Genomic DNA, 23044 nt, shown 5'->3' with positions numbered 1-23044 from the left:
GTCAGACCAGGACGAGCTCGGGCTCGGACTCCGGCTCGGGGCGCACCGGGCGGCCGAACAGCCAGCCCTGGCCGAGGTCGGCGCCCACGGCCCGCGCCTGGTCGGCCATCAGCTCGGACTCCACGCCCTCGGCGACGACCGTGCCGCCGTGCAGGTGGGTGAGCTCGGTCAGCGCCCGGGCGATCGCGTTCGGGCCGGGCTCGTGCAGCCGGGCGACGAGCGCCTTGCTCAGCTTGACGACGTCGGGGCGCACGACCGACACCAGCGCCAGGCTGGACCAGCCGACGCCCACGTCGTCCAGAGCGACCCGCCAGCCCAGTGAGCGGTGGTGCTCCAGCACCGACAGCAGGTGCTCCCGGTCGGTGACCGCGTGCGAGGCGACCACCTCGAACACCAGCTGCCGGGGGTCGATGCCGGCCTCGTGCACGGCCCGCTCGGTGCTGGCCAGGCAGACCGAGGGCCGGGAGATCGACGCGGGGTCGGAGTTGACGTACAGGTCGGCGTCGCCCAGCCAGCCGGCGGCGTTGCTGATCGCCGCCTCGCGGGCCAGCCGGTCCAGCCGGCGGGTCCAGCCGGCGCGCTCGGCGAGGAAGAACAGGTCGCCGCCGCCCACCTCGCGGCCGTCGACCCGGCCGCGCAGCAGCGCCTCGTGGCCGACCATCCCGCCGGAGGTCAGCGACATGATCGGCTGGTAGACCGGCCACAGCTCCGCGCCCGTCAGCAGCCCCATCTCCACGGTGATGCCGCGGCGGGCGAGCTCGACGGCGAGCGTCGGCGCGGTGAGCAGCCGGGTGGCCAGCGCGACACCGTCGGCGGGCGGGTCGGTGGTGACCCGCACGGCCTCCGTCTCTGCGGAGGTCAGCTCGCGGGCCAGCCGCTGCAGCAGCCGGTCGATCCGCCGGCCGCCCTCGTCGTCGACGACGTCCAGCAGTCCCGGGGCGGTGCCGATGCGCAGCCCCATGGCCCCGGCCACCCGCGAGATGCTGGGCAGCACGTGGCTCAGGGTGCTGGCCAGGAGGAGACGGCGGGCAGACCGCGGGGTCTCCCACGAGGGACGCACGGAGTCGACGGGGCCGGTCACGGCAGCAGGATGACCGACGGCCCGGACACCCCCCGGCAGGCGCGCGGCGCCCGGGCCGGCCCTGGTGCGCGTGGGGTCCGAGTCACAGGCGGGGCGAAGATCAACACGACTACTGTCTGGGTGTGTCCGAGCTGAGCGCCCCCCACGGTGACCGACCAGGTCGGGGCGGTCGCCCACGCGACCCCTCGCGGGACGGTGCGATCCGCTCGGCGATCCTCGCGGTGCTCGCCGAGTCCGGGTACGCCGGGCTCACCATGGACGCCGTGGCCGCCACCGCCGGGGTGGGCAAGGCGACGATCTACCGCCGCTGGCGCACCAAGTCCGACCTGGTCGCCGACGCCGTCGCCGAGCTGAGCGAGACGTCGATGACCCTGCCCGACACCGGGTCGCTGGAGGGTGACCTGCGGGACCTGCTGCGCGGGCTGGTGGCCGCCGTCAACGGCCCGCTCGGTGCGGCGACGCTGTCGCTGATGTCGGCGCTGCCGCACGAGCCGGCGCTGAAGGAGGCCTTCCGCAGCGGTCCGATGGAGGTGTGGTCGGACATGTACCGTCAGGTCTGGGGCCGCGCCGTGGCGCGCGGCGAGGTCGACGACTCGGTGCCCGGCAGTGCGGTGTCCTCCTCGGCCAGCGCGCCGATCCTGCAGCGCTGGCTGTTCAGCACCGCACCGGTCACCGACGCCTTCGCCGACGAGATCATCAGCGAGGTCGTCCTGCCGCTGCTCGCCGTCCGCCGGGCCGCCTGAGCGCCTCCGCTCAGGCGGCCGACCGGAAGCGGCGCAGCCGCAGGCTGTTGGTCACCACCAGCACCGAGGACGCCGCCATCGCCAGCCCGGCCAGCAGCGGGTTGAGGAACCCCAGCGCGGCCAGCGGCACCAGCGCCACGTTGTAGGCGAAGGCCCAGAACAGGTTGCCCTTGATCACCGCGAGGGTGCGCCGGGCCAGCCGGACGGCGTCGACGGCGGCGTCGAGGTCGGCGCGCACCAGGGTCAGGTCGCTGGCCTCGATGGCCACGTCGGTGCCCGACCCCATGGCCAGCCCCAGGTCGGCCTGGGCGAGCGCGGGGGCGTCGTTGACGCCGTCGCCGACCATCGCGACCACCCGGCCGCGGGCCTGCAGGTCGCGGACGACGTCGACCTTGCCGGCCGGCAGCACCCCGGAGACGACCTCGTCGGGTGCCAGGCCGACGGCGCGGGCGACCGCGGCGGCGGCGCCGGCGTTGTCACCGGTCACCAGCACCGGCGCCAGCCCGAGCGCCCGCAGCCGGGTGATGGCCGCGGCGCTGGTGGGCTTGACGGTGTCCGCGACGACCAGCACGCCCCGGACCTCGCCGTCCCAGGCGACGGCGACGGCGGTGCGCCCGGCGGCCTCGGCGCCGTCCACGACCGCGGCCAGCTCTGCCAGCAGCTCCGGGCGCCCACCGACGACGACCTGGTGGCCCTCGACGGTGCCGGTGACGCCGGTGCCGGCCTGGCTGGCGAAGCCGGTGACCGCCGCGAGGGGCGCACCGGCCGCGGCGACGACCGCACGGGCGATCGGGTGCTCACTGCCGGCCTCGACGGCGGCGGCCAGCCGCAGCGTGTCCGGGTGCCCGGCGACCTCGACCACGCTCATCTGCCCCGTGGTGACCGTGCCGGTCTTGTCCAGCACGACGGTGTCCACTCGGCGCGTGCTCTCCAGCACCTCGGGGCCCTTGATCAGCACGCCCAGCTGGGCGCCGCGGCCGGTACCGACCAGCAGCGCCGTGGGCGTGGCCAGGCCGAGCGCGCACGGGCAGGCGATGACCAGCACGGCGACGGCAGCGGTGAAGGCGGCCGTGGCGTCACCGGTGAGGAGCAGCCAGGCCAGCAGCGTGCCGAGGGCGATGACCAGCACGACCGGCACGAACACCGCCGACACCCGGTCGGCCAGCCGCTGCACCTGCGCCTTGCCGCTCTGCGCCTGGGTGACCAGCCGGCCGAGCTGGGCCAGCGTGGTGTCCGCGCCGACCCGGGTGGCCTCGACGACCAGCCGGCCACCGACGTTGACCGTGGCGCCGGTGACCCGGTCGCCCTCGGCGACCTCGACGGGCACGCTCTCCCCGGTGAGCATGGACAGGTCGACCGCGGAGCTGCCGCTCACGACGAGCCCGTCGGTGGCGACCTTCTCCCCCGGCCGGACGACGAACCGCATCCCCACGGCCAGCTCGGCGATGGGCACGCGCACCTCGGTGCCGTCGCGCAGCACGGCGGCCTCGCGCACGCCCAGCTCGAGCAGGGCGGCCAGCGCGGCACCGGAACGGCGCTTGGCGCGGGCCTCGGCCCAGCGGCCGGCCAGCAGGAAGACGGTGACGGCGGAGGCGACCTCGAGGTAGAGCTCGTCGTGGCCGGCGCCCCGCTGCGGGAGCAGGGAGAACTCCATCCGCATGCCGGGCATCCCGGCGTCGCCCAGGATCAGCGCCCACAGCGACCACAGGTAGGCCGCGGTGATGCCTATCGAGACCAGGGTGTCCATGGTGCTGGCGCCGTGCCGGGCGTTGACGACGGCGGCGCGGTGGAAGGGCCAGGCCCCCCAGAGCACGACCGGGGTGGCCATCGCCAGCGCCACCCACTGCCAGTTCGTGAACTGCCAGGCCGGCACCATCGACAGCAGCACCACCGGCAGCGCCAGCACGGCGCTGACCAGGAGCCGCTGGCGGAGGGCGAACTCGGGCGCGACGGGGGCGTCCCGGTCGTCGTCGGCCGGTGGCACCGGCAGTGCGGCGGAGTAGCCGGCGGCGGCCACGGTGTCGAGGAGGCGGCCGGTGTCGACCCGGGCGGGGTCGAAGCGCACGGTCGCGGCCTCGGTGGCGTAGTTGACGCTGGCCGCAACGCCGTCGAGCTTGTTGAGCTTGCGCTCGATCCGGTTGGCGCAGCTGGCGCAGGTCATCCCGGTGATGTCGAGGCGGACCTCGTCCATCGGCGACCGGGCCTCGGACCGGGCCGCCTCCGGCCCGGCGGTCATGCCGGCTGTGCGGTGTAGCTGCCGGCCTCGGCGACCGCGGCCTGCACCTGCTCGGCCGTCACGTCGCCGACGACGTGCAGCCGGCCGGTGGCCAGGTCGACCTCCACCTCGGAGACGCCGAGCTCGCTGACCTCCTCGGTGACCGAGGCGACGCAGTGCTGGCAGGTCATGCCGCTGACGGTGAAGTCCATGGTGGGCACAGGGGGCTCCTCGGGGTCGATCGGGTCAGGAACGGACGAGCCGGGCGATGGCGGCGGAGGCCTCCGCGATCTTCGCGTCGGCCGCGGCGCCGTCGTCGGCGGCGCTGCTGGCCACCGCGTCCCGGACGCAGTGGGCCAGATGGTCGTCGAGCAGGCCGAGCGCGACCGCCTGCAGCGCCTTGGTGGCCGCGGAGACCTGGGTCAGCACGTCGATGCAGTACGTGTCGTCCTCGACCATCCGCGCGATGCCGCGGACCTGGCCCTCCACGCGCTTGAGGCGCGCGAGCAGCTGGTCCTTCTCCCCCGCGTAGCCCGTCATGCCCAGGAGCATACCCCCAGGGGGTACCCCCGTCACCAGCCCCGCGTGCCCGGCTCGCCCTTGAACGGGCCGACCACGTCGGAGGTGATCCAGCCGCCGTAGAAGTCGCCGGCCTGGGCGCGGACCGCCTCGCCGTCGACCGTCGCGCCGTCCACCCGGCTCGGGTAGAACGCCAGCGCCCCGCGCAGGTGCTCGTACCCCGGCGAGGGCCGCTCGTAGGACCAGGCGACCGAGGGGTGCCGGACGCCGTCGACGACGACGTCCCAGTAGGTGGCCTGCCCCTTGAACTCGCACCACGACGACCCGTCGCCGCGCTCCAGCACGCCGGGGACGACGTCCTCGCGGGGCACGTAGTAGACCGGCGGGTGGCTGGTCTCGCAGACCCGGACGGCCCGGTTCGTGCCGGCGACCACCCGGGCGCCGACGGTCACCTCGACGCGGCGGCCGGTGACCTCCGCCGAGGGTGGGCGGGGGTAGTCCCAGACGGACTCCTGGCCGGGACCTGCAGGATCAGGGGTGGGGTGCAGCACGCCTGCGAGTGTGCGCCTCAGGGACGCCACGCGTAGGTGATGTCGGGCTCCCGCTCCTCGTTGCCCCGACCGTCGCTCCGGGCGACCACCCGGCAGCCCAGCCGCTCGTAGAACGCGCGCGCCGGGGCGTTGCGGGCGAACACGGCGAAGGTGAAACCGGCCGGTTCCGCCTGCTGGGCCTGCCGGAACAGCAGCGTGCCGAGGCCCTGCCGCCGCCGGTCGGGGCGCAGGTACAGCTGCTCGAGGCGGCCGTCGTCCACGGCCACGAAGCCGAGGACGTCGTCGCCGGAGACGGCGACCCAGGTGCGGAGCTGTGTCAGGACGACGTGCTCCACCCACCACCGGGTCTCCGCCGGGGTGTGCACGACGGGCAACCAGGGCATCGCCGCGGCGCGGGAGGCCAGGTGGACCGCCGTGACGGCGTCAGCGTCGGCGGGTGCTGCCGAGCGCAGGACGGGCACGGCGGCGGCTGCGGACGCGGCGGACGACCTTGGTCGTCAGCACGAGGGTGACCACCAGACCGACGGCGCCCTCGACGGCGAGGCCGGCCGGGCTCTGCAGGAAGGCCTGGGCCTTCGCCTTGCCCTGCGCCTTCAGCCGCGTGGGGTTGGTGCGGTACGCCAGCTCGTCCAACGTCGACCCGAGGGACTCTCGGGCGGCGTCGATCTCCTGCTGGATCTGCTCGGGGCTGCGTGGCACGGGCGACAGCCTGCCAGATCATGGTGGGACCGGCCGGATGAGGAGCTCCTAGACTCCCCCGTACGCGGGAGTGGTGTAACGGCAGCCACGCCAGGTTTAGGTCCTGGTGCCCTCGGGCGTGCGGGTTCGACTCCCGCCTCTCGCACTCAGGCCAGGTCGACGGTGAGCTGCAGCAGCAGCGACGGCGCGGCCGGGTCGTCGGCGTCCACCACGGCCAGCAGGTCGGCACGTCCCTCGCCCGACGAGCGCAGCGCCAGCCCCTCGACCTTGGCCACCCGGCCGCCCACCTCGGGCAGCGCGGCGACCGCCAGCACGGTCGCGCCGTCCACCAGCACGAGGGCCGCGGCCACCACCGGCCCGTCGTCCACCGCGTTGGCGGTGTCCTCCGCCGCGGCGGACAGCAGCAGCCGCCCGTCGGGCAGCGCGACCGCGTCGGTGACGGCCAGCCCGACGCCGGCCACCTGCCCGAGGTCGTAGGTGCGCGGCGAGCTCACCGGTACCGCGGTGGGGTCGGTGCCGCCGAGGACGGCGTCGACGAGCTCCGCCAGCGGGACGTCGACGCTGGCCGAGGGCACGCCGGCGGCGAGGTTGCCGCGCTGGAACCAGCGGACGGTGTCCCCCGAGCGGCCGGCGCCCTCCAGGTTCAGCTGCTCCAGCGGCACGCCCAGGACCTCGGCGCCCCGCGCGTACAGCGGTCCGAGCTCCGCCGCCGCGACCACGGGCTCGCCGTCCACCAGCCGGACCAGCACCCCGCGCATCCGCCGCGGGGTGGAGCCGGACCCGAGCAGCAGCACCGCCGGCTCGCCGTCGACCTCGGCGGGGCAGGCGACCTCCAGGTCGGGCTTGAGGTGCTTGGTGCCGGCCGCCTCGGTGAACCGGTCGTGGCCCTCGACGGGCGGCAGCAGCCGCACCAGGCGCACCCCGTCGGGACGCACCCAGGCGGCGGAGGTGGCGTCGTCCTGGGCCACCAGCCAGCCCTCGCCCAGCGGCACGACCGCCGAGGCGGCCGTCACCGGGCTCCCGTCGTCGGCGGTCAGCTCCCGGACGTCGTCCACCGTCACGCGCACGCCGCCACTGTGCCGCGCCCGGCCCGGCCGCGCTGACCGGACGGGGTCAGCGCCCGCTCAGCACCTCGGCGACCACCGGCAGCAGGGCGGTGAACGCCTGGCCGCGGTGGCTGCGCGCGTCCTTCTCCTGCGGCGAGAGCTCCGCGGAGGTCAGCTCCAGCCCGTCGGGCACGAAGACCGGGTCGTAGCCGAAGCCGTTGGTGCCCCGGCCCTCGCCGATGACCCGGCCGCGCCACTCCGCCCGGAGCACGTGCTCGAACCCGTCGGGGGTGACCAGCGCCGCGGCGCAGACGAACGCCGCGCCGCGCCGCTCCTCCGGCACGTCGGCCAGCTGCCCGAGCAGCAGCGCGGTGTTCGCCGGGTCGTCGCCGTGCCGGCCCGACCAGCGCGCCGACAGCACGCCCGGCATGCCGTTGAGCGCGTCGACGGCGATGCCGGAGTCGTCGGCCACCGCGGGCAGCCCGGTGTACCGGACCGCCTCGCGGGCCTTGAGCAGCGCGTTGTCCTCGAACGTCGCGCCGGTCTCCGGGGCCTCGGGGTACTCCTCGACGTCGCGCAGGCCCACGACTTCGACGCCGGGGACGGCGGTGGTCAGCAGCCGCTGCAGCTCGGCCAGCTTGCCGGCGTTGCGGGTGGCCAGCAGGAGGCGGCTCATCCCGCGAGGGCCTGCTGCTGCAGCACGGTCAACTCGGCGCAGCCGGCGACGGCGAGGTCGAGCAGCTGGTCGAGGGTCGGCCGGTCGAACACCGCGCCCTCCGCCGTCCCCTGCACCTCGACGAAGTTGCCGTCGGCGGTGCAGACGACGTTCATGTCGGTGCCGGCGCGCACGTCCTCCTCGTAGGCGAGGTCCAGCCGCGGCTCCCCGTCGATGACGCCGACGCTGATCGCCGCCACGGACTGGGTGATCGCGGTGGGCCGGGCCAGCTTCTTACGCTCCCCCAGCCAGGACACGGCGTCGGCCAGCGCGACGTAGGCGCCGGTGATCGCCGCGGTGCGGGTGCCGCCGTCGGCCTGCAGGACGTCGCAGTCCAGCGCGATGCTGTTCTCACCCAGCGCGGACAGATCGATGCTGGCCCGCAGCGAGCGGCCGATGAGCCGGCTGATCTCGTGGGTGCGGCCGCCGACCTTGCCCTTGACCGACTCGCGGTCGTTGCGGGTGTGGGTGGCCCGCGGCAGCATCGAGTACTCGGCGGTCACCCAGCCCAGGCCCGAGCCCTTGCGCCAGCGCGGCACGCCCTCGGTGACGCTGGCCGCGCAGAGCACCCGGGTTCGGCCGAACTCCACCAGCACCGAGCCCTCGGCGTGGTCGAGCCAGTTGCGGGTGATGGTCACCGGGCGGAGCTGGTCGGCACTGCGGCCGTCGGGGCGGGTCACGCCGTCCGAGGGTACTGACGCCGGCACTCCGGGACCGTCCGAGGGCGGCGTCCACGAGACGTCCGGCGAGCGCGCCACTGTTGTGCGCTCGTGGCTGCCTCGCCCGGCCGGAGACAGCCGTGAGCGCACAACGGTGACCTCTGCGAGGCTCTCGGGCATGCGATCGGAGCTGCGAGCCGTGCGCACCGGGGGCGTCCCCTCGGTGGTCGACCTGACCGACGAGTGCGCGGAGTTCGTGCGCCACGAGGGCGACGGGCTGCTGCAGGTGTTCGTCCCGCACGCGACCGCCGGGATCGCGATCATCGAGACCGGCGCGGGCAGCGACGACGACCTGCTGGCCCAGCTGGACATGCTGCTCCCCCGCGACGACCGGTGGCGCCACCGCCACGGCGCCTCCGGCCACGGCCGCGACCACGTGCTGCCGGCCTTCGTCCCGCCGCACGCGACGGTGCCGGTGCTCGAGGGGCGGATGGCCCTGGGCACCTGGCAGCGGATCTGCTTCGTCGACACCAACATCGACAACCCGACGCGGCACGTGCGGTTCAGCTTCCTGGCCGGCTGACCAGCCGGTTCGGCCCCCGCGCCCGGGATGCGGGAAGATGCGCCCATGACCGAGACGAGCGTCGCCCCCGTCCGCCTCGCGCCCGGTGACCCGGCGCCGGAGTTCACCCTGCCCGACGCCGACGGCACGCCCGTCTCGCTGGCCTCCTACCGGGGCCGGCGCGTGATCGTCTACTGCTACCCGGCGGCGCTCACGCCCGGCTGCACCACCCAGGCGGTCGACTTCACCGCTGCCGCCGGCGACCTCGCCGAGGCCGGGCTCGACATCATCGGCATCTCCCCCGACGCCCCGGACAAGCTGCTCACCTTCCGGGAGAAGGAGGGCCTCCAGATCACCCTCGTCTCCGACCCCGAGAAGACCGTGCTCGGCGCCTACGGCGCGTACGGCCCGAAGAAGCTCTACGGCAAGGACGTCGTCGGCGTCATCCGGTCGACCTTCATCGTCGACGCCGAGGGCCTGGTCGAGAAGGCCTCCTACAACGTCAAGGCCACCGGCCACGTCGCCAAGCTGATGCGCGACCTCGGCATCGCCTGAGGAAGGACCCCGTCCCCCTCACCACTCGCAGGCTCGCGGCGAGCCTCTGGACGGGGCCGGACCGCCGGAGGACCGGGGCCGACGGCGAGGCCGGATGGTCCTGGTGGTCCCTGGGTGCGGCAGGCCCTGGCAGGACGTCGGCGGGTCGGGCAGGGTCGGGGCATGAGTGATCAGATCGGCGTCACCGGGCTCGCCGTCATGGGCGCCAACCTCGCCCGCAACCTGGCCCGGCACGGCCACCAGGTCGTGCTCCACAACCGCAGCCAGGGGCGCACCGACGCCCTGGTGGAAGCCCACGGCAGCGAGGGCGACCTCGTCCCCACCGGCTCCGTCGCCGAGTTCGTCCAGACCCTGCAGCGGCCGCGCAAGATCATCATCATGGTCAAGGCCGGCGCCCCGACCGACGCCGTGATCGACGAGATCGCCCCGCTGCTCGACGAGGGCGACGTGCTGATGGACGGCGGCAACGCCCTGTTCACCGACACCGTGCGGCGCACCGAGGCCCTCGCCGGGAAGGGCCTGCACTTCGTCGGCACCGGCATCAGCGGTGGCGAGGAGGGCGCCCTCAACGGGCCGAGCATCATGCCCGGCGGCTCGGCCGAGGCCTACGAGCTGGTCGGCCCGCTGCTGGAGTCGATCGCGGCCGTCGTCGACGGCGAGCCGTGCTGCACCCACGTGGGCGAGAGCGGCGCCGGGCACTTCGTGAAGATGGTGCACAACGGCATCGAGTACGCCGACATGCAGCTCATCGCCGAGGCCTACGACCTGCTGCGCCAGGGTCTCGGCCTCTCCCCGGCCGAGATCGGCGACGTCTTCGCCGGCTGGAACGACGGCGACCTGTCCAGCTACCTGATCGAGATCACCGCCCAGGTGCTGCGGCACACCGACGCCGAGACCGGCGCCCCGTTCGTCGACGTCGTGCTCGACGAGGCCGAGCAGAAGGGCACCGGCCGCTGGACGGTGCAGTCCGCGCTCGACCTCGGGGTGCCGGTCAGCGGGATCGCCGAGGCGGTCTTCGCCCGGGCGCTGTCCGGTCACCGCGAGCAGCGGCGGGCGGCGCAGCAGGTGCTGCCCGGGCCGGGCACCACCTGGGAGATCGAGGACCGCGACGGCTTCGTCGAGTCGGTCCGCCAGGCGCTGTATGCGTCCAAGGTGGTCGCCTACGCGCAGGGCTTCGACCAGATCACCGCCGGCGCCGACCAGTACGGCTGGGACATCGACCGGGCCGCGCTGGCCCGGATCTGGCGCGGCGGCTGCATCATCCGGGCCGACTTCCTCGACCGGATCGCCCAGGTGTTCACCGACGAGCCCGACGTGACGACGCTGCTCACCAACGACTACTTCCGCGGCGCGGTGAGCGAGGGCCAGGAGGGCTGGCGGCAGGTCGTCGCCGGGGCCGCACGCAACGGCGTCCCGGTGCCCGGGTTCGCCAGCGCGCTGGCCTACTACGACGGCCTGCGCGCCGAGCGGCTGCCGGCGGCGCTCATCCAGGGGCTGCGTGACCTCTTCGGGGCGCACACCTACCTGCGCACCGACAAGGACGGCGCGTTCCACACGATGTGGGGCGAGGACGGCCGCGAGGTCAGCGCCTGAGCACCCCGGGAGGCCGGCTCACGAGCCGGCCTCCCGGGCGGCGCGGGCCCGGCGCTTCCCCTCGTGCATGGCCGCGACGCGGGCGACCGGGATGGTGTGGCCCTCCGCGACCAGGTCGGCGGGCAGCTGCTGGGGTGCCGGCTGCGCGGCGGCCCAGGGGTCGGTGTCGCCGAACCGCTCCCGCGCGGTGCCCACGGTGACGGTGCCGGGCCGGATGCCCGTCGCGTCGTCCCAGTCCGACAGCTCGTCCCAGCCCACCGGGGTGGACACCGGCAGCCCGGGCCGCAGCCGCGGGCTGTAGGCGACGGCGATCGTGCCCCGGCCGGAGCGGGTCGAGTCGACGAAGGCCCGGTCCCCCCGCTCGGCGACGACGTAGGCGGTGGTCGCCAGCTCCGGGTCCAGGGCCGCGGTGCGGGCCGCCAGTGCCCGGGTGGCGGCGGCGACGTCCTCGGCGGGTGAGCCGTGCACCGGGACGACGACGTGCAGCCCGGTGGACCCGCTGGTCTTCACCGCCCCGCTCAGGCCCGCGTCGGCCAACGCCCGGCGGGCGAGCAGCGCCGTGGCCACGACCACGGCGAAGTCCGCGCCGTCGGGCGGGTCCAGGTCGAGCACCAGGCCGGTGGGCTGCTCGTCGTCCACCCGACTGAAGGGCACGTGCAGCTCCACCGCGCGCTGGTTGCCCAGCCACAGCAGCGTGCGGCGGTCCTCGCAGAGCACCTGGTGGACCTCGCGGTGCGCCCGGTCGCTCCAGGTGGCCACGGTGCGCACCCACTCCGGGGCGCCCTTGGGCACGTCGCGCTGGATGAACGGCTCGGCGCCGGGCCGCACCCGCTTCACCGTCAGCGGCCGGCCGGCGAGCAGCGGCACCAGCCGGTCGGCGAAGGCGTCGAGGTGGTCGACCAGGTCGCGCTTGGTCACCCCGAGCCCGTCGCCGAGCGGTGAGTCCAGGCTGCTCAGCCGAACGCCGTCCCGTTCCTCCGCGGTGGCCACCCGGTCACCGTGCCCCGCTCCGGCGACCGCGGCAACCTCCAGACCCCTCGGCCCCCGTGCCGGGGCGCACGGGAGTCCTCCTTCAGATGTCGTAGACCGCGGCGTGCCGGGCGAGCTCGCTGGCCGGGAAGACGGCGCGGGCAGCGGCCAGCTGCGCGTCGGCGTCCACCCAGGCCGGCACGTGGGTGACGAGCAGCCGGCCCACCCCGGCCGCGGCGGCGTGCTCGCCGGCCTGCCGTCCGGTCAGGTGCAGTCCGTCGGGCAGACCGGGGACGTCGGGGTGCGCCGCCTCGGCCAGCAGCACGTCGGCGCCGCGGGCCAGCTCGACGACGTCGGCACTCGGACCGGTGTCGCCGGTGTAGACCAGCGACCGGCCGCCGGCGCTCAGCCGCACGGCGTGGCACTCGACGGGGTGCTGGGTGCGCACGGTCGTGACCTCGAAGGGGCCGAGCCGCCAGGTCCCGGCACCGATCGCGGTCACGTCGAACACGTCGTCGATCGACCCGCCGTCGGGGTCGTAGGCCAGTGCCAGCCGGCGGTCGGCGCCGACCGGCGCGAACAGCGGCACCGTCCGGCCGTCCGCGCGCCCCGAGTAGCGGTGCCACACCACGAACGGCGCGACGTCCAGGCAGTGGTCGGCGTGCAGGTGGCTGAGGTAGACGGCGTCGACCAGCCCGGGATCGGTGACCGCCTGGAGTGCGCCGAAGGCACCGCTGCCCAGGTCCAGCAGCAGCGCGAACTCCTCGTGCTCCACCAGGTAGCAGGACGCCGGGGACGCCGGCCCCGGGGCGCTGCCGGAGCACCCGACGACGGTGAGCCTCACGCCGCCGCCCCCCGACCGGCCTGCAGCACCTCGTCGACCTCGGGGCCGAGGAAGCGCCGGCCGAGCCGGGCGAAGGGCTCCGGGTCCCCGGTGGCCAGGAAGCGGTGCACCGGCGGCGGGCCGTCGGGATCGCGGAGCAGGTCGGTGCGGGTGAGCACGCGGTAGACGTCCTTGGCCGTCTCCTCCGCACTCGACACCAGGGTGACCCCCTCGCCGAGCACCAGCGACAGCACGCCGGTGAGCAGCGGGTAGTGCGTGCAGCCCAGCACGACGGTGTCGACGTCGGCGGCCAGCAGCGGGTCCAGGTAGGACTGCGCCAGCCCGACCAGCTGCCGGCCGCTGGTCGTCCCGCGCTCGACGAAGTCGACGAAGCTGGGGCAGGCCGCACTGGTGACGGTGACCTGCGGGGCCGCGGCGAAGGCGTCCTCGTAGGCGCCGCTGGTGATCGTCGCCGTCGTCCCGATCACCCCGATCCGCCCGGTGCGGGTGGCGGCCGTCGCGCGGCGCACCGCCGGCAGCACCACCTCCACGACCGGCACGTCGTAGCGCTCGCGGGCATCGCCCAGGCAGGCGGCGCTGGCGGAGTTGCAGGCGATGACCAGCATCTTCACCCCGGCGGCGACCAGGTCGTCCATCACGGCGAGGGAGTGCCGGCGAACCTCGGCGATCGGCAGCGGCCCGTAGGGGCTGTGCGCGGTGTCGCCGACGTAGCGGATCGACTCGTGCGGCAGCTGGTCGAGCACCGCCCGGGCGACGGTGAGCCCGCCGACCCCGGAGTCGAAGATCCCGATGGGCGCATCCGCCCCTGGCGTCGTCGCGTGGCTGTTCATCTCGTCGGCCAGGCTAGCGAGCGGGTCCGACAGGTGCCCAGCAGCGCGGAGCCTCGACGACCTGCCAGTGGCGGTGCCGACCGGATCGTCGTGCCCGGCCACGAAGCACGACCCCCGGGGTCGTCAGGACCTGCCGAAGATCAGCCGAGTCGAGACGAAGCAGTCCGTTTCACATCTCCCCGTGTGACGATCGCGTCCCCGGACACCGGCCGCTCCCGCGCCCGACCTGTGCGGCTCGACCACCGAGCACCTCGCCGGCGCAGTGCAGGACCGCGCCCGACCCCTTGGAGCACGCCCCGATGCCCAACCGATCACGGCCGTCGCGCACAGCACTGCTGGCCGCTCTCGCCGTCAGCAGCGCCCTGGTGGCCGGTGGGGCCGGGTTCGCCTCCGCCCCGGCCGCCCGGGCCGACACCGCCGGCCCCGTCGCCGGTGGCCCGGCGGAGAGCATGATGCCCGCCGACAGCCCGGACGCCGTCCGCACGCCGGCCGCGAAGGTGCGGGTGCCGGCGACGGCGGGCACCACCGTGCAGGCGGCCGGAGGTGCTGAGGTCGCCGCCACCACCCTGCCCGGGATCGACGTCGCCAGCTTCCAGCACCCGAACGGCGCAGCCATCGACTGGGCGGAGGTGGCCGCCAGTGGCCAGCGGTTCGCGGTGGTGAAGGCCACCGAGTACTACACCGACGACGCCACCCACCAGCCGGTGCTCTACACGAACCCGAACCTGACCGCGGACGTCGAGGGCGCCGACGCAGCCGGGCTCACCGTCGGCGCCTACGTCTTCGCCCGGCCGCAGAACCCGGCCGTCGTCCAGGCCGACCAGTTCGCCGCAGCCGTCAAGGGACTGCCCCTCGACCTGCCGCCCGTGGTGGACCTGGAGGCGACCGGTGACCTGCCACCGGCCCAGCTGGCGCTGTGGACGCAGACGTTCCTCGACCGGCTGCAACGGACCACCGGCATCGTGCCGATGATCTACAGCAGCCCCGACTTCTGGAACACCAAGATGGGGGGCACCACCGCCTTCGTCGACCACCCGCTCTGGGTGGCGAACTACACCGACGCCCCTGCCCCGACCCTCTTCGGCGGGTGGAGCAGCTGGGACCTGTGGCAGTACAGCCAGACCGGCACGGTGGCCGGGGTCGACTCGCCCGTCGACCTCGACCGGTTCAACGGCACCGACCCGGCCGCACTGGCCGAGCGGGTCACCTCCGGCCCGCTGACGGCACCGGCCACGCTCGCCACGGGCCGGTCGCTGTTCTCGCCCAGTCAGCAGTACCGGCTCGACGTGCAGGCCGACGGCAACCTGGTCGAGTACGGCAACGGCCGGGCGCTGTGGTCGACCCGCACCTACGGCAACTCCAGGGTCCGGCTCGACCTGCAGCCCGACGGCAACCTGGTGCTCTACTCCGGCGCCGGCCGCCCGCTGTGGAGCACCGGCACCTACGGCAGTGGCAGCGGCGCCCGGCTCGCCGTCCAGGACGACGGCAACATCGTGCTGACCAACGGCTCCCGCGTGCTGTGGAGCAACGGCGCCCCCGGCAGCGACACGCTCAGCTCGGGTGCGGCGCTCGCCCCGGGGCAGACCCTGCACAGCCCCTCGTTCCAGTACCGCCTGGACGTGCAGGCCGACGGCAACCTCGTCGAGTACGGCAACGGCCGGGCGCTGTGGTCGACGCGCACCTACCCCTACGCGAACGTCCACCTGGACCTGCAGCCCGACGGCAACCTGGTGCTCTACTCCGCCGACGGGCGCCCGCTGTGGAACAGCGGCACCTACGGCAGCGGCTCGAACAACCGGCTGGTCGTGCAGGACGACGGCAACGTGGTGCTCTACAGCGGCACCCGCGCCGTCTGGAGCAACGGGGCCCCGGGCAGCGACACGCTGACCGCCGGCGCCGGGCTCACCCCCGGCCAGAGCCTGCACAGCCCCGGCTACCGCTACCGGCTGGACCTGCAGCCCGACGGCAACCTGGTCGAGTACGACAACGGCCGCGCCGTGTGGTCCAGCGGCACCTACGTCAACGCCGGCACCCACCTGGACCTGCAGCGCGACGGCAACCTGGTGCTCTACGCCGCCGACGGGCGGCCGCTGTGGAACACCAACACCTGGCGGTCGGGGTCGAACAACCGGCTGGTCGTGCAGGAGGACGGCAACGTCGTCCTCTACGACGGCAACCGTCCGCTCTGGGCCTCGCTCTACCACTGACCGGTGGCGTCGGCCTCCCCGCTCGTGGAGCGGGGAGGCCGGCCGTCAGGAGCGCAGCAGCGTGGTGGCGGGCAGCAGGAGACCCTCGCCGGTCCAGCGCGCGCCGGTGAGGTCGCGGACGACGACGCGCGCGGCGGTCTCCAGCGCGAGCTCGCCGATGCCCAGCACCGTGCAGCCGGCGGCCAGCCCGGCGGCGATGCCGCTGGGGCTGTCCTCCAGGACGACCAGGTCGGCCGGCGGCAGCCCGAGCCGGGTGGCGCCGGTGAGGTAGGGCTCCGGGTGCGGCTTGCCGGCCGTGACGTCCTCGGCGGTGACCACGACCTCCGGCAGCGGCACCCCGGCGGCCACGAGCCGGGCGGTCGCCAGCGCACGCACCCCGGAGGTCACGACCGCCCACGGGACGCCGTCGAGCTGCGGCACGAGGTCCAGCACCCCGGGGACGGCGGTGGTGCCGGCGACGTCCTCGAGCTCGAAGCGGGTGATGGTCGCGACCGCCTCGGGCACCTCGCCGGGTGCGGTGAACAGGGCGACCGTGTCGGCGGCGCGGCGGCCGGGGACGGCGAGGAGCACCTCGACCGGGTCCAGGTCGTACGCCAGCGCCCAGCGCGTCCAGGCGCGCTCGACCCCGACCTCGGAGTCGACCAGCACGCCGTCGTTGTCGAACAGCAGCCCCTCCGCCCTCAGGAGGACGCCGCCCTCGGGCGTCGAGTCCCCCTGGCCCCCGTGCAGGAGCCCACCGCGGGCCGGCGAGTGGTGGGGGGCGAGAGGGTCCGTCATGCCCAGAGCTGGCCCTCGAGCGCGGCCGAGGCCTCGTCGAGGGTGCCGGCGTAGGCACCGGTGGACAGGTACTTCCACCCGCCGTCGCAGACGATGAAGACGATGTCGGCCTTCCGGCCGGCCGCGACCTCCTTGTCCGCGATGCCCAGCGCGGCGTGCAGGATCGCCCCGGTCGAGATGCCGGCGAAGATCCCCTCGCGCTCGACCAGCTGGCGGGTGCGGTGGACGGCGTCGTCCGGGCCGACCGAGAAGCGGGAGTCCAGCAGCGAGGCGTCGTAGAGCTCGGGGATGAAGCCCTCGTCGATGTTGCGCAGCCCGTAGACCAGCTCGCCGTAGCGCGGCTCGGCGGCGATCACCTGGACGTCGGGCTTGTGCTCGCGCAGGAAGCGGGAGACGCCCATCAGCGTGCCGGTGGTGCCCAGGCCGGCGACGAAGTGGGTGATCGAGGGCATGTCGGCCAGGATCTCCGGGCCGGTGCCGGTGTAGTGCGCCTCGGCGTTGGCCGGGTTGCCGTACTGGTACAGCATCACCCAGTCCTCGTGCTCCGCGGCGAGGCCCTTGGCGACCGCGACGGCCTGGTTGCTGCCACCGGCGGCCGGGGAGCTGATGATCTGCGCCCCGTACATCTCCAGCAGCTGACGCCGCTCGATGGAGGTGTTCTCCGGCATCACGCAGATCAGCTGGTAGCCGCGCTGGCGGGCGACCATGGCCAGCGAGATGCCGGTGTTGCCGCTGGTGGGCTCCAGGATGGTGCTGCCCGGGTGGAGCCGCCCCTCCTTCTCCGCCGCGTCGATCATCGCGATCGCGGCGCGGTCCTTGATCGAACCGGTGGGGTTGTGGTCCTCGAGCTTGGCCCACAGCCGCACGTCAGGGGTGGGCGACAGCGACGGCAGACCCACCAGCGGGGTGTTGCCGAGGGAGTCGACGAGGGAGGCGAAGCGGGCCATGAGCGGGTCTCCTGGGGAGTGGGTGCCGGGCGGGGAGGCCCGGTCAGCAGCCGCCGGCGACCGCGGGGAGGATCGTCACCGAGTCGCCGTCCTTGACGGCGGTGTCGAGGGCACCGGTGAAGCGCACGTCCTCGTCGTTGACGTAGACGTTGACGAAGCGGTGCAGCTTGCCCTCCTCGGTGACCAGGCGGTTCTTGATCCCGGGGTGCTGGGTGTCGATGTCGTCGACGAGCGCGCCGAGCGTGGCGCCGCTGCCCTCGACGGTCTTGTTGCCGCCGGTGTGGGTGCGCAGGATGGTCGGGATGCGGACCTGGATGGCCATGGGGGTGCTGCTCCTTCGGTGACGGGGTGACGAACGGCGCGCAGCGCGCGCGGATGTGACGACTGTGCAGAGGAACGCCAGGCCGCACCCGCCGATTCCGGCGGCCGGCCTCCTCGCGGGGCCCCGCGGCGCGCGGAGCGCGTCGTGGGGGGCGAGGGGGTCCTTACTCGTAGACGACGGTGGTCGGCGAGTGGCCGAACAGGTAGGACTCGACGACGTCGACGTCCTCCTCGGTGACCTGACCGTCGACGATCCGGAAGCTCCGGAACTCGACGTCGTCACCGGCCAGACCGGTCTGCGTGCCGTGCTCGCGGGTGGACACCAGGACGTAGTGCGCCTCGGGCTCGGAGGCGTAGCTGATGTCGGTGCGCGAGGGGCGGGCCTCGGTGGCGGTGTGCGAGTGGTAGATGACGACCGGGACCTCGTCGCGGTCGTCCATGTCGCGGTAGAGCCGCAGGAGGTCCGCGCTGTCGAACTCGTAGAACGTGGGCGAGCGGGCCGCGTTCAGCATCGGGATGTGCCGCTCGGGCCGGTCACTGCCCTCGGGACCGGCGACGACGCCACAGGCCTCGTCCGGGTGGTCCCGGCGCGAGTGGGCCACGATGGCGTCGTAGGTCGCGCGGTCGATGCGCAGCACGGGTGCAGTCTAGGCCGCGCCCCGGCGGACCGGTCCGCTCCCCTCCCGGGCGGGTGACCCGGCGGCTGCTGCCGGTCACGGCGCGGGGCCGGACCGCTAACGTCGGGCACCGTGGTGGTCGAGGCCGTGATGGTGGCGGGAGTGCTCCTGCTGCCGGTGCCCGCCCTGGTCCTGGGCGTCCGCCGGGTGCGGGACCGCTCCGGGCGGTCCAGCCTGTCCGAGCGCGTCGACCGGGTGGAGCTGGCCCTGCTGGTGCTGGGCCGGCTGCTGGGGCTGCTGCTCCTGCTCGCACTGTCCGGCGTGACCCTGGTGGCCTGCATCGGCGGGCTGCTACGGCACCGGACGTTGCCGAGCCTGGTCTACGTGTTCTTCGCCGCCGACATGCTCGTGGCGGCCCTGCTGCTGCTCATCTCCGGCCGCCGCGGCCGGCGACCAGCGCGTCGATCAGCGAGCCCTGCACGGCGGTGAGCCAGTGGTAGACGGCCAGCTGGGACCCCTCGTCTCCGAACGGGTCGGCCGGCGGCTCGGACTCGGCGGTGATCCCGAGCCGGGTGCCCAGCGCGAGCCGCAGGTCGTTGGTGGTGCGCAGCCAGGCGCGGGCCTGGTCGGCGTCCAGCCGCACCTCCCCGCCGTCGAGGGGCAGGGTCGCCCGCACCAGGGCCAGGTCGTCGGCCTTGCCGCTGCGCAGCCCGGCCTCGGTCAGGTCGCGGTAGTCGGCGGCGATCTCGGGGTCGCCGACGTGGCCGGGGGGCAGCAGCCGCTCGACCACCGGGTCGCCCCCGATGTCGTCGGGGTCCGCGGCCAGCAGCTGCTCGAGCTGGTCGAGCAGCAGGCCCACGATGCCCACCTCGGCCGCCGCCAGCTTGGCCACCAGGACCTCACCCTTGCGCCGGAAGGGCCTCACGCCGTCACGCGTCCTTCTGGTAGGTGGCCCACAGGCCGTAGGCGTGCAGCCGGTTCGTGTCGTGCTCCATCCGCTCCCGCGGACCGGAGCTGACGACCGCCTTGCCCTCGTGGTGCACCTGCAGCATCAGCTTCGTGGCGGTGGCCTCGTCGTAGCCGAACAGCTCCTGCAGCACGAAGGTCACGTAGGTCATCAGGTTCACCGGGTCGTCCCACACCACGGTCACCCAGGGGCGGTCGAGGTCGGACTCCTCCCGGCTGACGGTCTCCGGCGTCCACACCGGCGCGAGCGGTCCGGCCACGTGATCACTCTAGGACGACTCCCCCCGGGCGGCGCGGACACCGGCCACCTATCGTCTGCGTCCATGTCGCCGAGCCCGCTCAGCCCCGCGCTGCTCACCGACCGCTACGAGCTGACGATGCTCGCGGCCGCCCTGGCCGACGGCACCGCGGAGCGCGACTGCGTCTTCGAGGTGTTCGCCCGCCGCCTGCCGCACGGCCGCCGCTACGGGGTCCTCGCCGGCACCGGCCGCCTGCTGGAGGCGCTGCCGGACTTCCGCTTCGGCGACGCGGAGCTCGCGGCACTGGCCAACCAGGGCATCGACGACCCGCGGCTGCTGGACCACCTGGCCGCCTTCCGGTTCACCGGGGACGTCGACGGCTACGCCGAGGGCGACGTCTACTTCCCCGGCTCGCCGGTGCTCACCGTGCGGGCGCCGTTCGGGCAGGCCGTGCTGCTGGAGACCCTCGCGCTGTCGATCCTCAACCACGACAGCGCCATCGCCGCGGCCGGCGCCCGGATGATCGGTGCCGCCGCAGGCCGCCCGTGCATCGAGATGGGCTCACGGCGTACGCACGAGGAGTCCGCCGTGGCCGCCGCCCGGGCCGCGGCCCTGGTCGGGTTCTCCGCGACGTCGAACCTGGCCGCCGGGGCCCGGTACGGCATCCCGACGACCGGCACCAGCGCGCACGCCTTCACCCTGCTGCACGACGACGAGGCCGCCGCCTTCCGGGCACAGCTGGCCACCCTGGGCACCGGGACGACGCTGCTGGTCGACACCTACGACACCGAGCAGGGCATCCGGACGGCGGTCGAGGTCGCCGGACCGCAGCTGGGTGCGGTCCGGCTGGACTCCGGCGACCTGGCGATCGAGGCCACCCGGGCGCGCGAGCTGCTGGACTCCCTGGGCAACACGGCCACCCGGGTCATCGTCACCAGTGACCTCGACGAGTACGCGATCGCCGCCCTTGCCGTCGCCCCGGTCGACGGGTACGGGGTGGGCACGTCGCTGGTCACCGGGTCGGGCTCCCCCACCGTCGGGATGGTCTACAAGCTGGTCGAGCGGGACGGCGTCCCGGTGGCCAAGAACTCCGAGGGCAAGCGCTCGGTGGGAGGCCGCAAGTCCGCCGTCCGGCGGCACGACGCCGACGGGACGGCGACCGCCGAGGTCGTCACCCCCGGGACGGTGACCGCGGCCCCGCACGACCGGGAGCTGCTCGTGCCCCTGGTGCGCGGTGGCGAGGTGGTCGACCCGAGGAGCCCGGCGCAGACGCTGGCCGCCGCCCGGGCGGTGCACGAGCGGGTGCGGGTCACGCTGCCGGCCGAGGCCTGGTCGCTCTCCCGCGGCGAGCCGGCGATCGACACCGTCACGGCCTGACGAGGGACCCCCCTGCCCCCACGCCTCGCACACTCGGTGCGGGGGCCGGACTCGCTGCCGTTCGCAGGGCGCTGCCGGGGACCGGACGCTGCCCTCGGCGTGGACCGGGCGGAACGGGAACGGTCGCGGGGACGGGGTGCTGCCGGGCAGGATGGGTGGATGACACGAGCTCTGGTGATCGTGGACGTGCAGAACGACTTCTGCGAGGGCGGCAGTCTCGCGGTGAACGGTGGGACCGCCGTGGCCCGGGCCATCAGCGCCCACGCCGCCGCGGGTGGCTACGACCACGTGGTCGCCACCCGGGACCACCACGTCGACCCGGGCGCGCACTTCTCCCCCACCCCGGACTTCCTGGACACCTGGCCGGCGCACTGCGTCGTCGGCACCTCCGGGGTCGAGCTGCACTCCGACCTGGACCGGCGGCCGATCGAGGCGGTCTTCGACAAGGGCGAGTACGCGGCGGCCTACTCCGGCTTCGAGGGCTCCTACGACGGGCAGGGCCTGGCCGACTGGCTGCGCGCCCACGACGTGGACGCCGTCGACGTGGTGGGCATCGCCACCGACCACTGCGTGCGGGCCACCGCCCTGGACGCCGTCGGCGCCGGGCTCTCCACCCGGGTGCTGCTGCACCTGACCGCCGGCGTCGCCGAGGCCACCACGGCCGCCGCCCTGGACCAGCTCCGGGCGGCCGGGGTCCAGCTCGAGGGCACGGTCGCGCAGGCCGGCTGACCCTCAGCCCGCGTCGAGCACCTCGTCGCGGGTGAAGCCGAGCACCTGCAGCACCGCGTCCAGGTAGGGCTGGTTCAGCGCCGCGTTGGCCTGCTCGCGGACCACGGGCTTGGCGTTGAAGGCGATGCCCAGGCCGGCGGCGGCCAGCATGTCCAGGTCGTTGGCGCCGTCGCCCACGGCCACGGTCTGCTCCAGCGGGATGCCGTATGCGGCCGCGAACCGGGCCAGGGCCCGGGCCTTGCCCGCCCGGTCGACGATCTCCCCCACCAGCCCGCCGGTGAGCCGCCCGTCGGCGACCTCCAGGGTGTTGGCGGCGGCGAAGTCCAGCCCCAGCGCCTCGGCGAGCGGGTCGGTGATCTGCGTGAACCCACCGCTGACGATCCCGCACCGGAAGCCCAGTCGTTGCAGGGTGCGGATCAGTGTGCGCGCCCCCGGGGTGAGCACCAGCTGCTCGCGCACCTCGTCCAGGACGCCGACGGGCAGGCCGGCCAGCAGGGCGACCCGGGCCCGCAGCGACTGCTCGAAGTCCAGCTCGCCGTTCATCGCCGCCGCGGTGATCCCGGCGACCTCCTCGGCCCGGCCGGCACGCGCGGCGAGCTCGTCGATGACCTCGCCGCGCACCAGGGTCGAGTCGACGTCGAGCACGATCAGCCGCTTGCTCCGGCGCACCAGGCCCGCCTGCTCGACCGCGACGTCGGTGCCGGTGCGGGCGGCCACCGCACCGAGAGCGGTGCGCAGCTCCGTCGACCCGGCGCCGGAGACGGTGAGCTCGAAGCTGGTGACCGGGTAGTCCGACAGCCGGCGGACTGCCTCGATGTTGCCGCCGACCTCGGCGATGGCGTGCGCGGCGCCGGCGACCGCGGCCGGCGGCACGGGCCGGCCCAGCACGGTCACGTGGTGGCGGGGCCCGCGCTCGGGCGCCACGGTCGCGGTGGCCGGCTCGACGGTCACGGTCATGCCGGTCGCGTGGGCCACCTGTGCGGCCGTGGCGGCCAGCCGCCCGGCGAGCGGCCCGGCCGCAGCGGCGCCCGGACCGCGCACCACCACCCCGAGCACCAGCTGGCCGTGCACCACCACCTGCTCGACGTCGACCACCTCGACGACCTCCGCGCCCAGCCCCTCCAGTGCGGCGAAGAGGGTGGCGGTCACCCCCGGCCGGTCGGCTCCGGTGACGGTCAGCAGCGCCCCCTCGGGGCCGGGCTCGGCCGAGGCGTCGAGGAGGTCGGTCGGCGCGGGGGCGGCGGCGCGGTCGGTCACGCGGTCATCGTGCCGGACCGGCCGCG

The 23044-nt window shown here is 74.7% G+C and carries 28 protein-coding genes and 1 tRNA gene; 9 read left to right on the top strand and 20 right to left on the bottom strand.

What is annotated here, in order from left to right:
- Nucleotide 1: 1 nt before the first annotated feature.
- On the bottom strand, nt 2-1081 hold the full coding sequence (locus tag KUM42_RS16475) for an EAL domain-containing protein (RefSeq protein WP_237493613.1): 1080 nt from the start codon (nt 1079-1081) through the stop codon (nt 2-4).
- A 122-nt stretch (nt 1082-1203) separates the two neighbouring features.
- On the opposite strand from KUM42_RS16475, the gene KUM42_RS16470 reads away from it, so the two are divergent.
- Nucleotides 1204-1824 (top strand): TetR/AcrR family transcriptional regulator, encoded by a 621-nt coding sequence (locus tag KUM42_RS16470; protein WP_255557515.1) that lies wholly within the window; start codon nt 1204-1206, stop codon nt 1822-1824.
- A gap of 10 nt (nt 1825-1834) precedes the next feature.
- Here the strand turns inward: KUM42_RS16470 and KUM42_RS16465 are convergent, their stop codons facing one another.
- Genes KUM42_RS16465 through KUM42_RS16440 form a run of 6 tightly spaced genes read right to left on the bottom strand, consistent with a single transcriptional unit; the run spans nt 1835 to nt 5808 of the window.
- Nucleotides 1835-4060: a cation-translocating P-type ATPase gene (locus KUM42_RS16465; protein ID WP_237493611.1), complete on the bottom strand. Its 2226-nt coding sequence runs from the start codon at nt 4058-4060 to the stop codon at nt 1835-1837.
- The gene (locus KUM42_RS16460; protein ID WP_370629365.1) at nt 4057-4251 is read right to left on the bottom strand and encodes a heavy-metal-associated domain-containing protein; all 195 of its coding nucleotides are present in this window, start codon (nt 4249-4251) and stop codon (nt 4057-4059) included. Before KUM42_RS16460 ends, KUM42_RS16465 begins: the two co-directional genes overlap by 4 nt.
- A gap of 34 nt (nt 4252-4285) precedes the next feature.
- Nucleotides 4286-4579, bottom strand: a complete 294-nt coding sequence (locus tag KUM42_RS16455) for a metal-sensitive transcriptional regulator (protein ID WP_237493609.1) — start codon at nt 4577-4579, stop codon at nt 4286-4288.
- A 32-nt stretch (nt 4580-4611) separates the two neighbouring features.
- Complete coding sequence (locus tag KUM42_RS16450) at nt 4612-5109, bottom strand: DUF427 domain-containing protein (protein WP_237493608.1); 498 nt, start codon at nt 5107-5109, stop codon at nt 4612-4614.
- 17 nt (nt 5110-5126) lie between these two features.
- Entirely contained in the window at nt 5127-5570 is a 444-nt protein-coding gene (locus tag KUM42_RS16445) for a GNAT family N-acetyltransferase (RefSeq protein ID WP_237493607.1), read from the bottom strand.
- Nucleotides 5533-5808: a DUF3618 domain-containing protein gene (locus tag KUM42_RS16440; RefSeq protein ID WP_237493606.1), complete on the bottom strand. Its 276-nt coding sequence runs from the start codon at nt 5806-5808 to the stop codon at nt 5533-5535. The genes KUM42_RS16445 and KUM42_RS16440 overlap by 38 nt, the downstream gene beginning before the upstream one ends.
- Before the next feature lie 64 nt (nt 5809-5872).
- On the opposite strand from KUM42_RS16440, the gene KUM42_RS16435 reads away from it, so the two are divergent.
- A tRNA-Leu gene (locus tag KUM42_RS16435) sits at nt 5873-5953 on the top strand.
- A gap of 1 nt (nt 5954) precedes the next feature.
- Here the strand turns inward: KUM42_RS16435 and KUM42_RS16430 are convergent.
- The 3 genes from KUM42_RS16430 to rph are packed head-to-tail and all read right to left on the bottom strand — an operon-like array spanning nt 5955 to nt 8249.
- Nucleotides 5955-6875: a hypothetical protein gene (locus KUM42_RS16430; protein ID WP_237493605.1), complete on the bottom strand. Its 921-nt coding sequence runs from the start codon at nt 6873-6875 to the stop codon at nt 5955-5957.
- Between the two features lie 46 nt (nt 6876-6921).
- Nucleotides 6922-7530 carry an RdgB/HAM1 family non-canonical purine NTP pyrophosphatase gene (gene rdgB / locus KUM42_RS16425; protein WP_237493604.1) on the bottom strand — a complete coding sequence of 203 codons (609 nt, stop codon included), beginning with the start codon at nt 7528-7530 and terminating at the stop codon, nt 6922-6924.
- Nucleotides 7527-8249 (bottom strand): ribonuclease PH, encoded by a 723-nt coding sequence (gene rph / locus KUM42_RS16420; RefSeq protein ID WP_237493603.1) that lies wholly within the window; start codon nt 8247-8249, stop codon nt 7527-7529. The genes rdgB and rph overlap by 4 nt, the downstream gene beginning before the upstream one ends.
- A gap of 157 nt (nt 8250-8406) precedes the next feature.
- Here rph and KUM42_RS16415 point away from each other — a divergent pair, with 157 nt between their 5' ends.
- The 3 genes from KUM42_RS16415 to gndA all read left to right on the top strand — a co-directional run bounded on the left by KUM42_RS16415 (nt 8407) and on the right by gndA (nt 10938).
- A complete protein-coding gene (locus tag KUM42_RS16415; protein WP_237493602.1) occupies nt 8407-8811 on the top strand; it encodes a YjbQ family protein in 405 nt (134 codons plus the stop codon).
- Nucleotides 8812-8856: 45 nt separating this feature from the next.
- Complete coding sequence (locus KUM42_RS16410; protein WP_237493601.1) at nt 8857-9345, top strand: peroxiredoxin; 489 nt, start codon at nt 8857-8859, stop codon at nt 9343-9345.
- 162 nt (nt 9346-9507) lie between these two features.
- Nucleotides 9508-10938 (top strand): NADP-dependent phosphogluconate dehydrogenase, encoded by a 1431-nt coding sequence (gene gndA, locus KUM42_RS16405; RefSeq protein ID WP_237493600.1) that lies wholly within the window; start codon nt 9508-9510, stop codon nt 10936-10938.
- An 18-nt stretch (nt 10939-10956) separates the two neighbouring features.
- Here the strand turns inward: gndA and KUM42_RS16400 are convergent, their stop codons facing one another.
- The 3 genes from KUM42_RS16400 to murI all read right to left on the bottom strand — a co-directional run bounded on the left by KUM42_RS16400 (nt 10957) and on the right by murI (nt 13581).
- Nucleotides 10957-11928: a DNA polymerase domain-containing protein gene (locus tag KUM42_RS16400; protein ID WP_237493599.1), complete on the bottom strand. Its 972-nt coding sequence runs from the start codon at nt 11926-11928 to the stop codon at nt 10957-10959.
- Between the two features lie 82 nt (nt 11929-12010).
- Nucleotides 12011-12751 carry an MBL fold metallo-hydrolase gene (locus tag KUM42_RS16395; RefSeq protein ID WP_237493598.1) on the bottom strand — a complete coding sequence of 247 codons (741 nt, stop codon included), beginning with the start codon at nt 12749-12751 and terminating at the stop codon, nt 12011-12013.
- On the bottom strand, nt 12748-13581 hold the full coding sequence (gene murI, locus KUM42_RS16390; RefSeq protein WP_237493597.1) for a glutamate racemase: 834 nt from the start codon (nt 13579-13581) through the stop codon (nt 12748-12750). The genes KUM42_RS16395 and murI overlap by 4 nt, the downstream gene beginning before the upstream one ends.
- Nucleotides 13582-13880: 299 nt before the next feature.
- Here murI and KUM42_RS16385 point away from each other — a divergent pair, with 299 nt between their 5' ends.
- Nucleotides 13881-15788, top strand: a complete 1908-nt coding sequence (locus tag KUM42_RS16385; protein ID WP_237493596.1) for a GH25 family lysozyme — start codon at nt 13881-13883, stop codon at nt 15786-15788.
- Between the two features lie 45 nt (nt 15789-15833).
- Here the strand turns inward: KUM42_RS16385 and KUM42_RS16380 are convergent, their stop codons facing one another.
- From KUM42_RS16380 to KUM42_RS16365, 4 genes are all read right to left on the bottom strand, one after another.
- On the bottom strand, nt 15834-16565 hold the full coding sequence (locus KUM42_RS16380) for an HAD-IA family hydrolase (protein WP_237493595.1): 732 nt from the start codon (nt 16563-16565) through the stop codon (nt 15834-15836).
- Nucleotides 16562-17512, bottom strand: a complete 951-nt coding sequence (locus KUM42_RS16375; RefSeq protein WP_237493594.1) for a PLP-dependent cysteine synthase family protein — start codon at nt 17510-17512, stop codon at nt 16562-16564. Before KUM42_RS16375 ends, KUM42_RS16380 begins: the two co-directional genes overlap by 4 nt.
- Before the next feature lie 43 nt (nt 17513-17555).
- Nucleotides 17556-17834 carry a MoaD/ThiS family protein gene (locus KUM42_RS16370; RefSeq protein ID WP_237493593.1) on the bottom strand — a complete coding sequence of 93 codons (279 nt, stop codon included), beginning with the start codon at nt 17832-17834 and terminating at the stop codon, nt 17556-17558.
- Between the two features lie 163 nt (nt 17835-17997).
- Nucleotides 17998-18471: a Mov34/MPN/PAD-1 family protein gene (locus KUM42_RS16365; RefSeq protein ID WP_237493592.1), complete on the bottom strand. Its 474-nt coding sequence runs from the start codon at nt 18469-18471 to the stop codon at nt 17998-18000.
- Nucleotides 18472-18582: 111 nt separating this feature from the next.
- On the opposite strand from KUM42_RS16365, the gene KUM42_RS16360 reads away from it, so the two are divergent.
- Entirely contained in the window at nt 18583-18939 is a 357-nt protein-coding gene (locus tag KUM42_RS16360) for a hypothetical protein (RefSeq protein WP_237493591.1), read from the top strand.
- On the opposite strand, the gene KUM42_RS16355 is transcribed toward KUM42_RS16360, so the two are convergent.
- Both KUM42_RS16355 and clpS read right to left on the bottom strand, forming a co-directional pair.
- Nucleotides 18878-19375 carry a DUF2017 family protein gene (locus tag KUM42_RS16355; protein WP_237493590.1) on the bottom strand — a complete coding sequence of 166 codons (498 nt, stop codon included), beginning with the start codon at nt 19373-19375 and terminating at the stop codon, nt 18878-18880. The two genes, KUM42_RS16360 and KUM42_RS16355, sit on opposite strands and share 62 nt — an antisense overlap.
- A 4-nt stretch (nt 19376-19379) precedes the next feature.
- Nucleotides 19380-19676, bottom strand: coding sequence for an ATP-dependent Clp protease adapter ClpS (clpS, locus tag KUM42_RS16350; protein WP_237493589.1), 297 nt, complete (start codon nt 19674-19676; stop codon nt 19380-19382).
- Between the two features lie 63 nt (nt 19677-19739).
- Here clpS and KUM42_RS16345 point away from each other — a divergent pair, with 63 nt between their 5' ends.
- Nucleotides 19740-21032 carry a nicotinate phosphoribosyltransferase gene (locus KUM42_RS16345; RefSeq protein WP_237493588.1) on the top strand — a complete coding sequence of 431 codons (1293 nt, stop codon included), beginning with the start codon at nt 19740-19742 and terminating at the stop codon, nt 21030-21032.
- 159 nt (nt 21033-21191) lie between these two features.
- Nucleotides 21192-21761, top strand: coding sequence for an isochorismatase family protein (locus KUM42_RS16340; RefSeq protein WP_237493587.1), 570 nt, complete (start codon nt 21192-21194; stop codon nt 21759-21761).
- Between the two features lie 3 nt (nt 21762-21764).
- On the opposite strand, the gene serB is transcribed toward KUM42_RS16340, so the two are convergent.
- A complete protein-coding gene (serB, locus tag KUM42_RS16335; RefSeq protein WP_237493586.1) occupies nt 21765-23018 on the bottom strand; it encodes a phosphoserine phosphatase SerB in 1254 nt (417 codons plus the stop codon).
- Between the last annotated feature and the right edge of the window lie 26 nt (nt 23019-23044).

The sequence above is a fragment of the Modestobacter sp. L9-4 genome, from assembly GCF_019112525.1.
In the GTDB taxonomy this organism is placed as follows: domain Bacteria; phylum Actinomycetota; class Actinomycetes; order Mycobacteriales; family Geodermatophilaceae; genus Modestobacter.
This window is presented reverse-complemented; position numbering and strand designations above follow the sequence as displayed.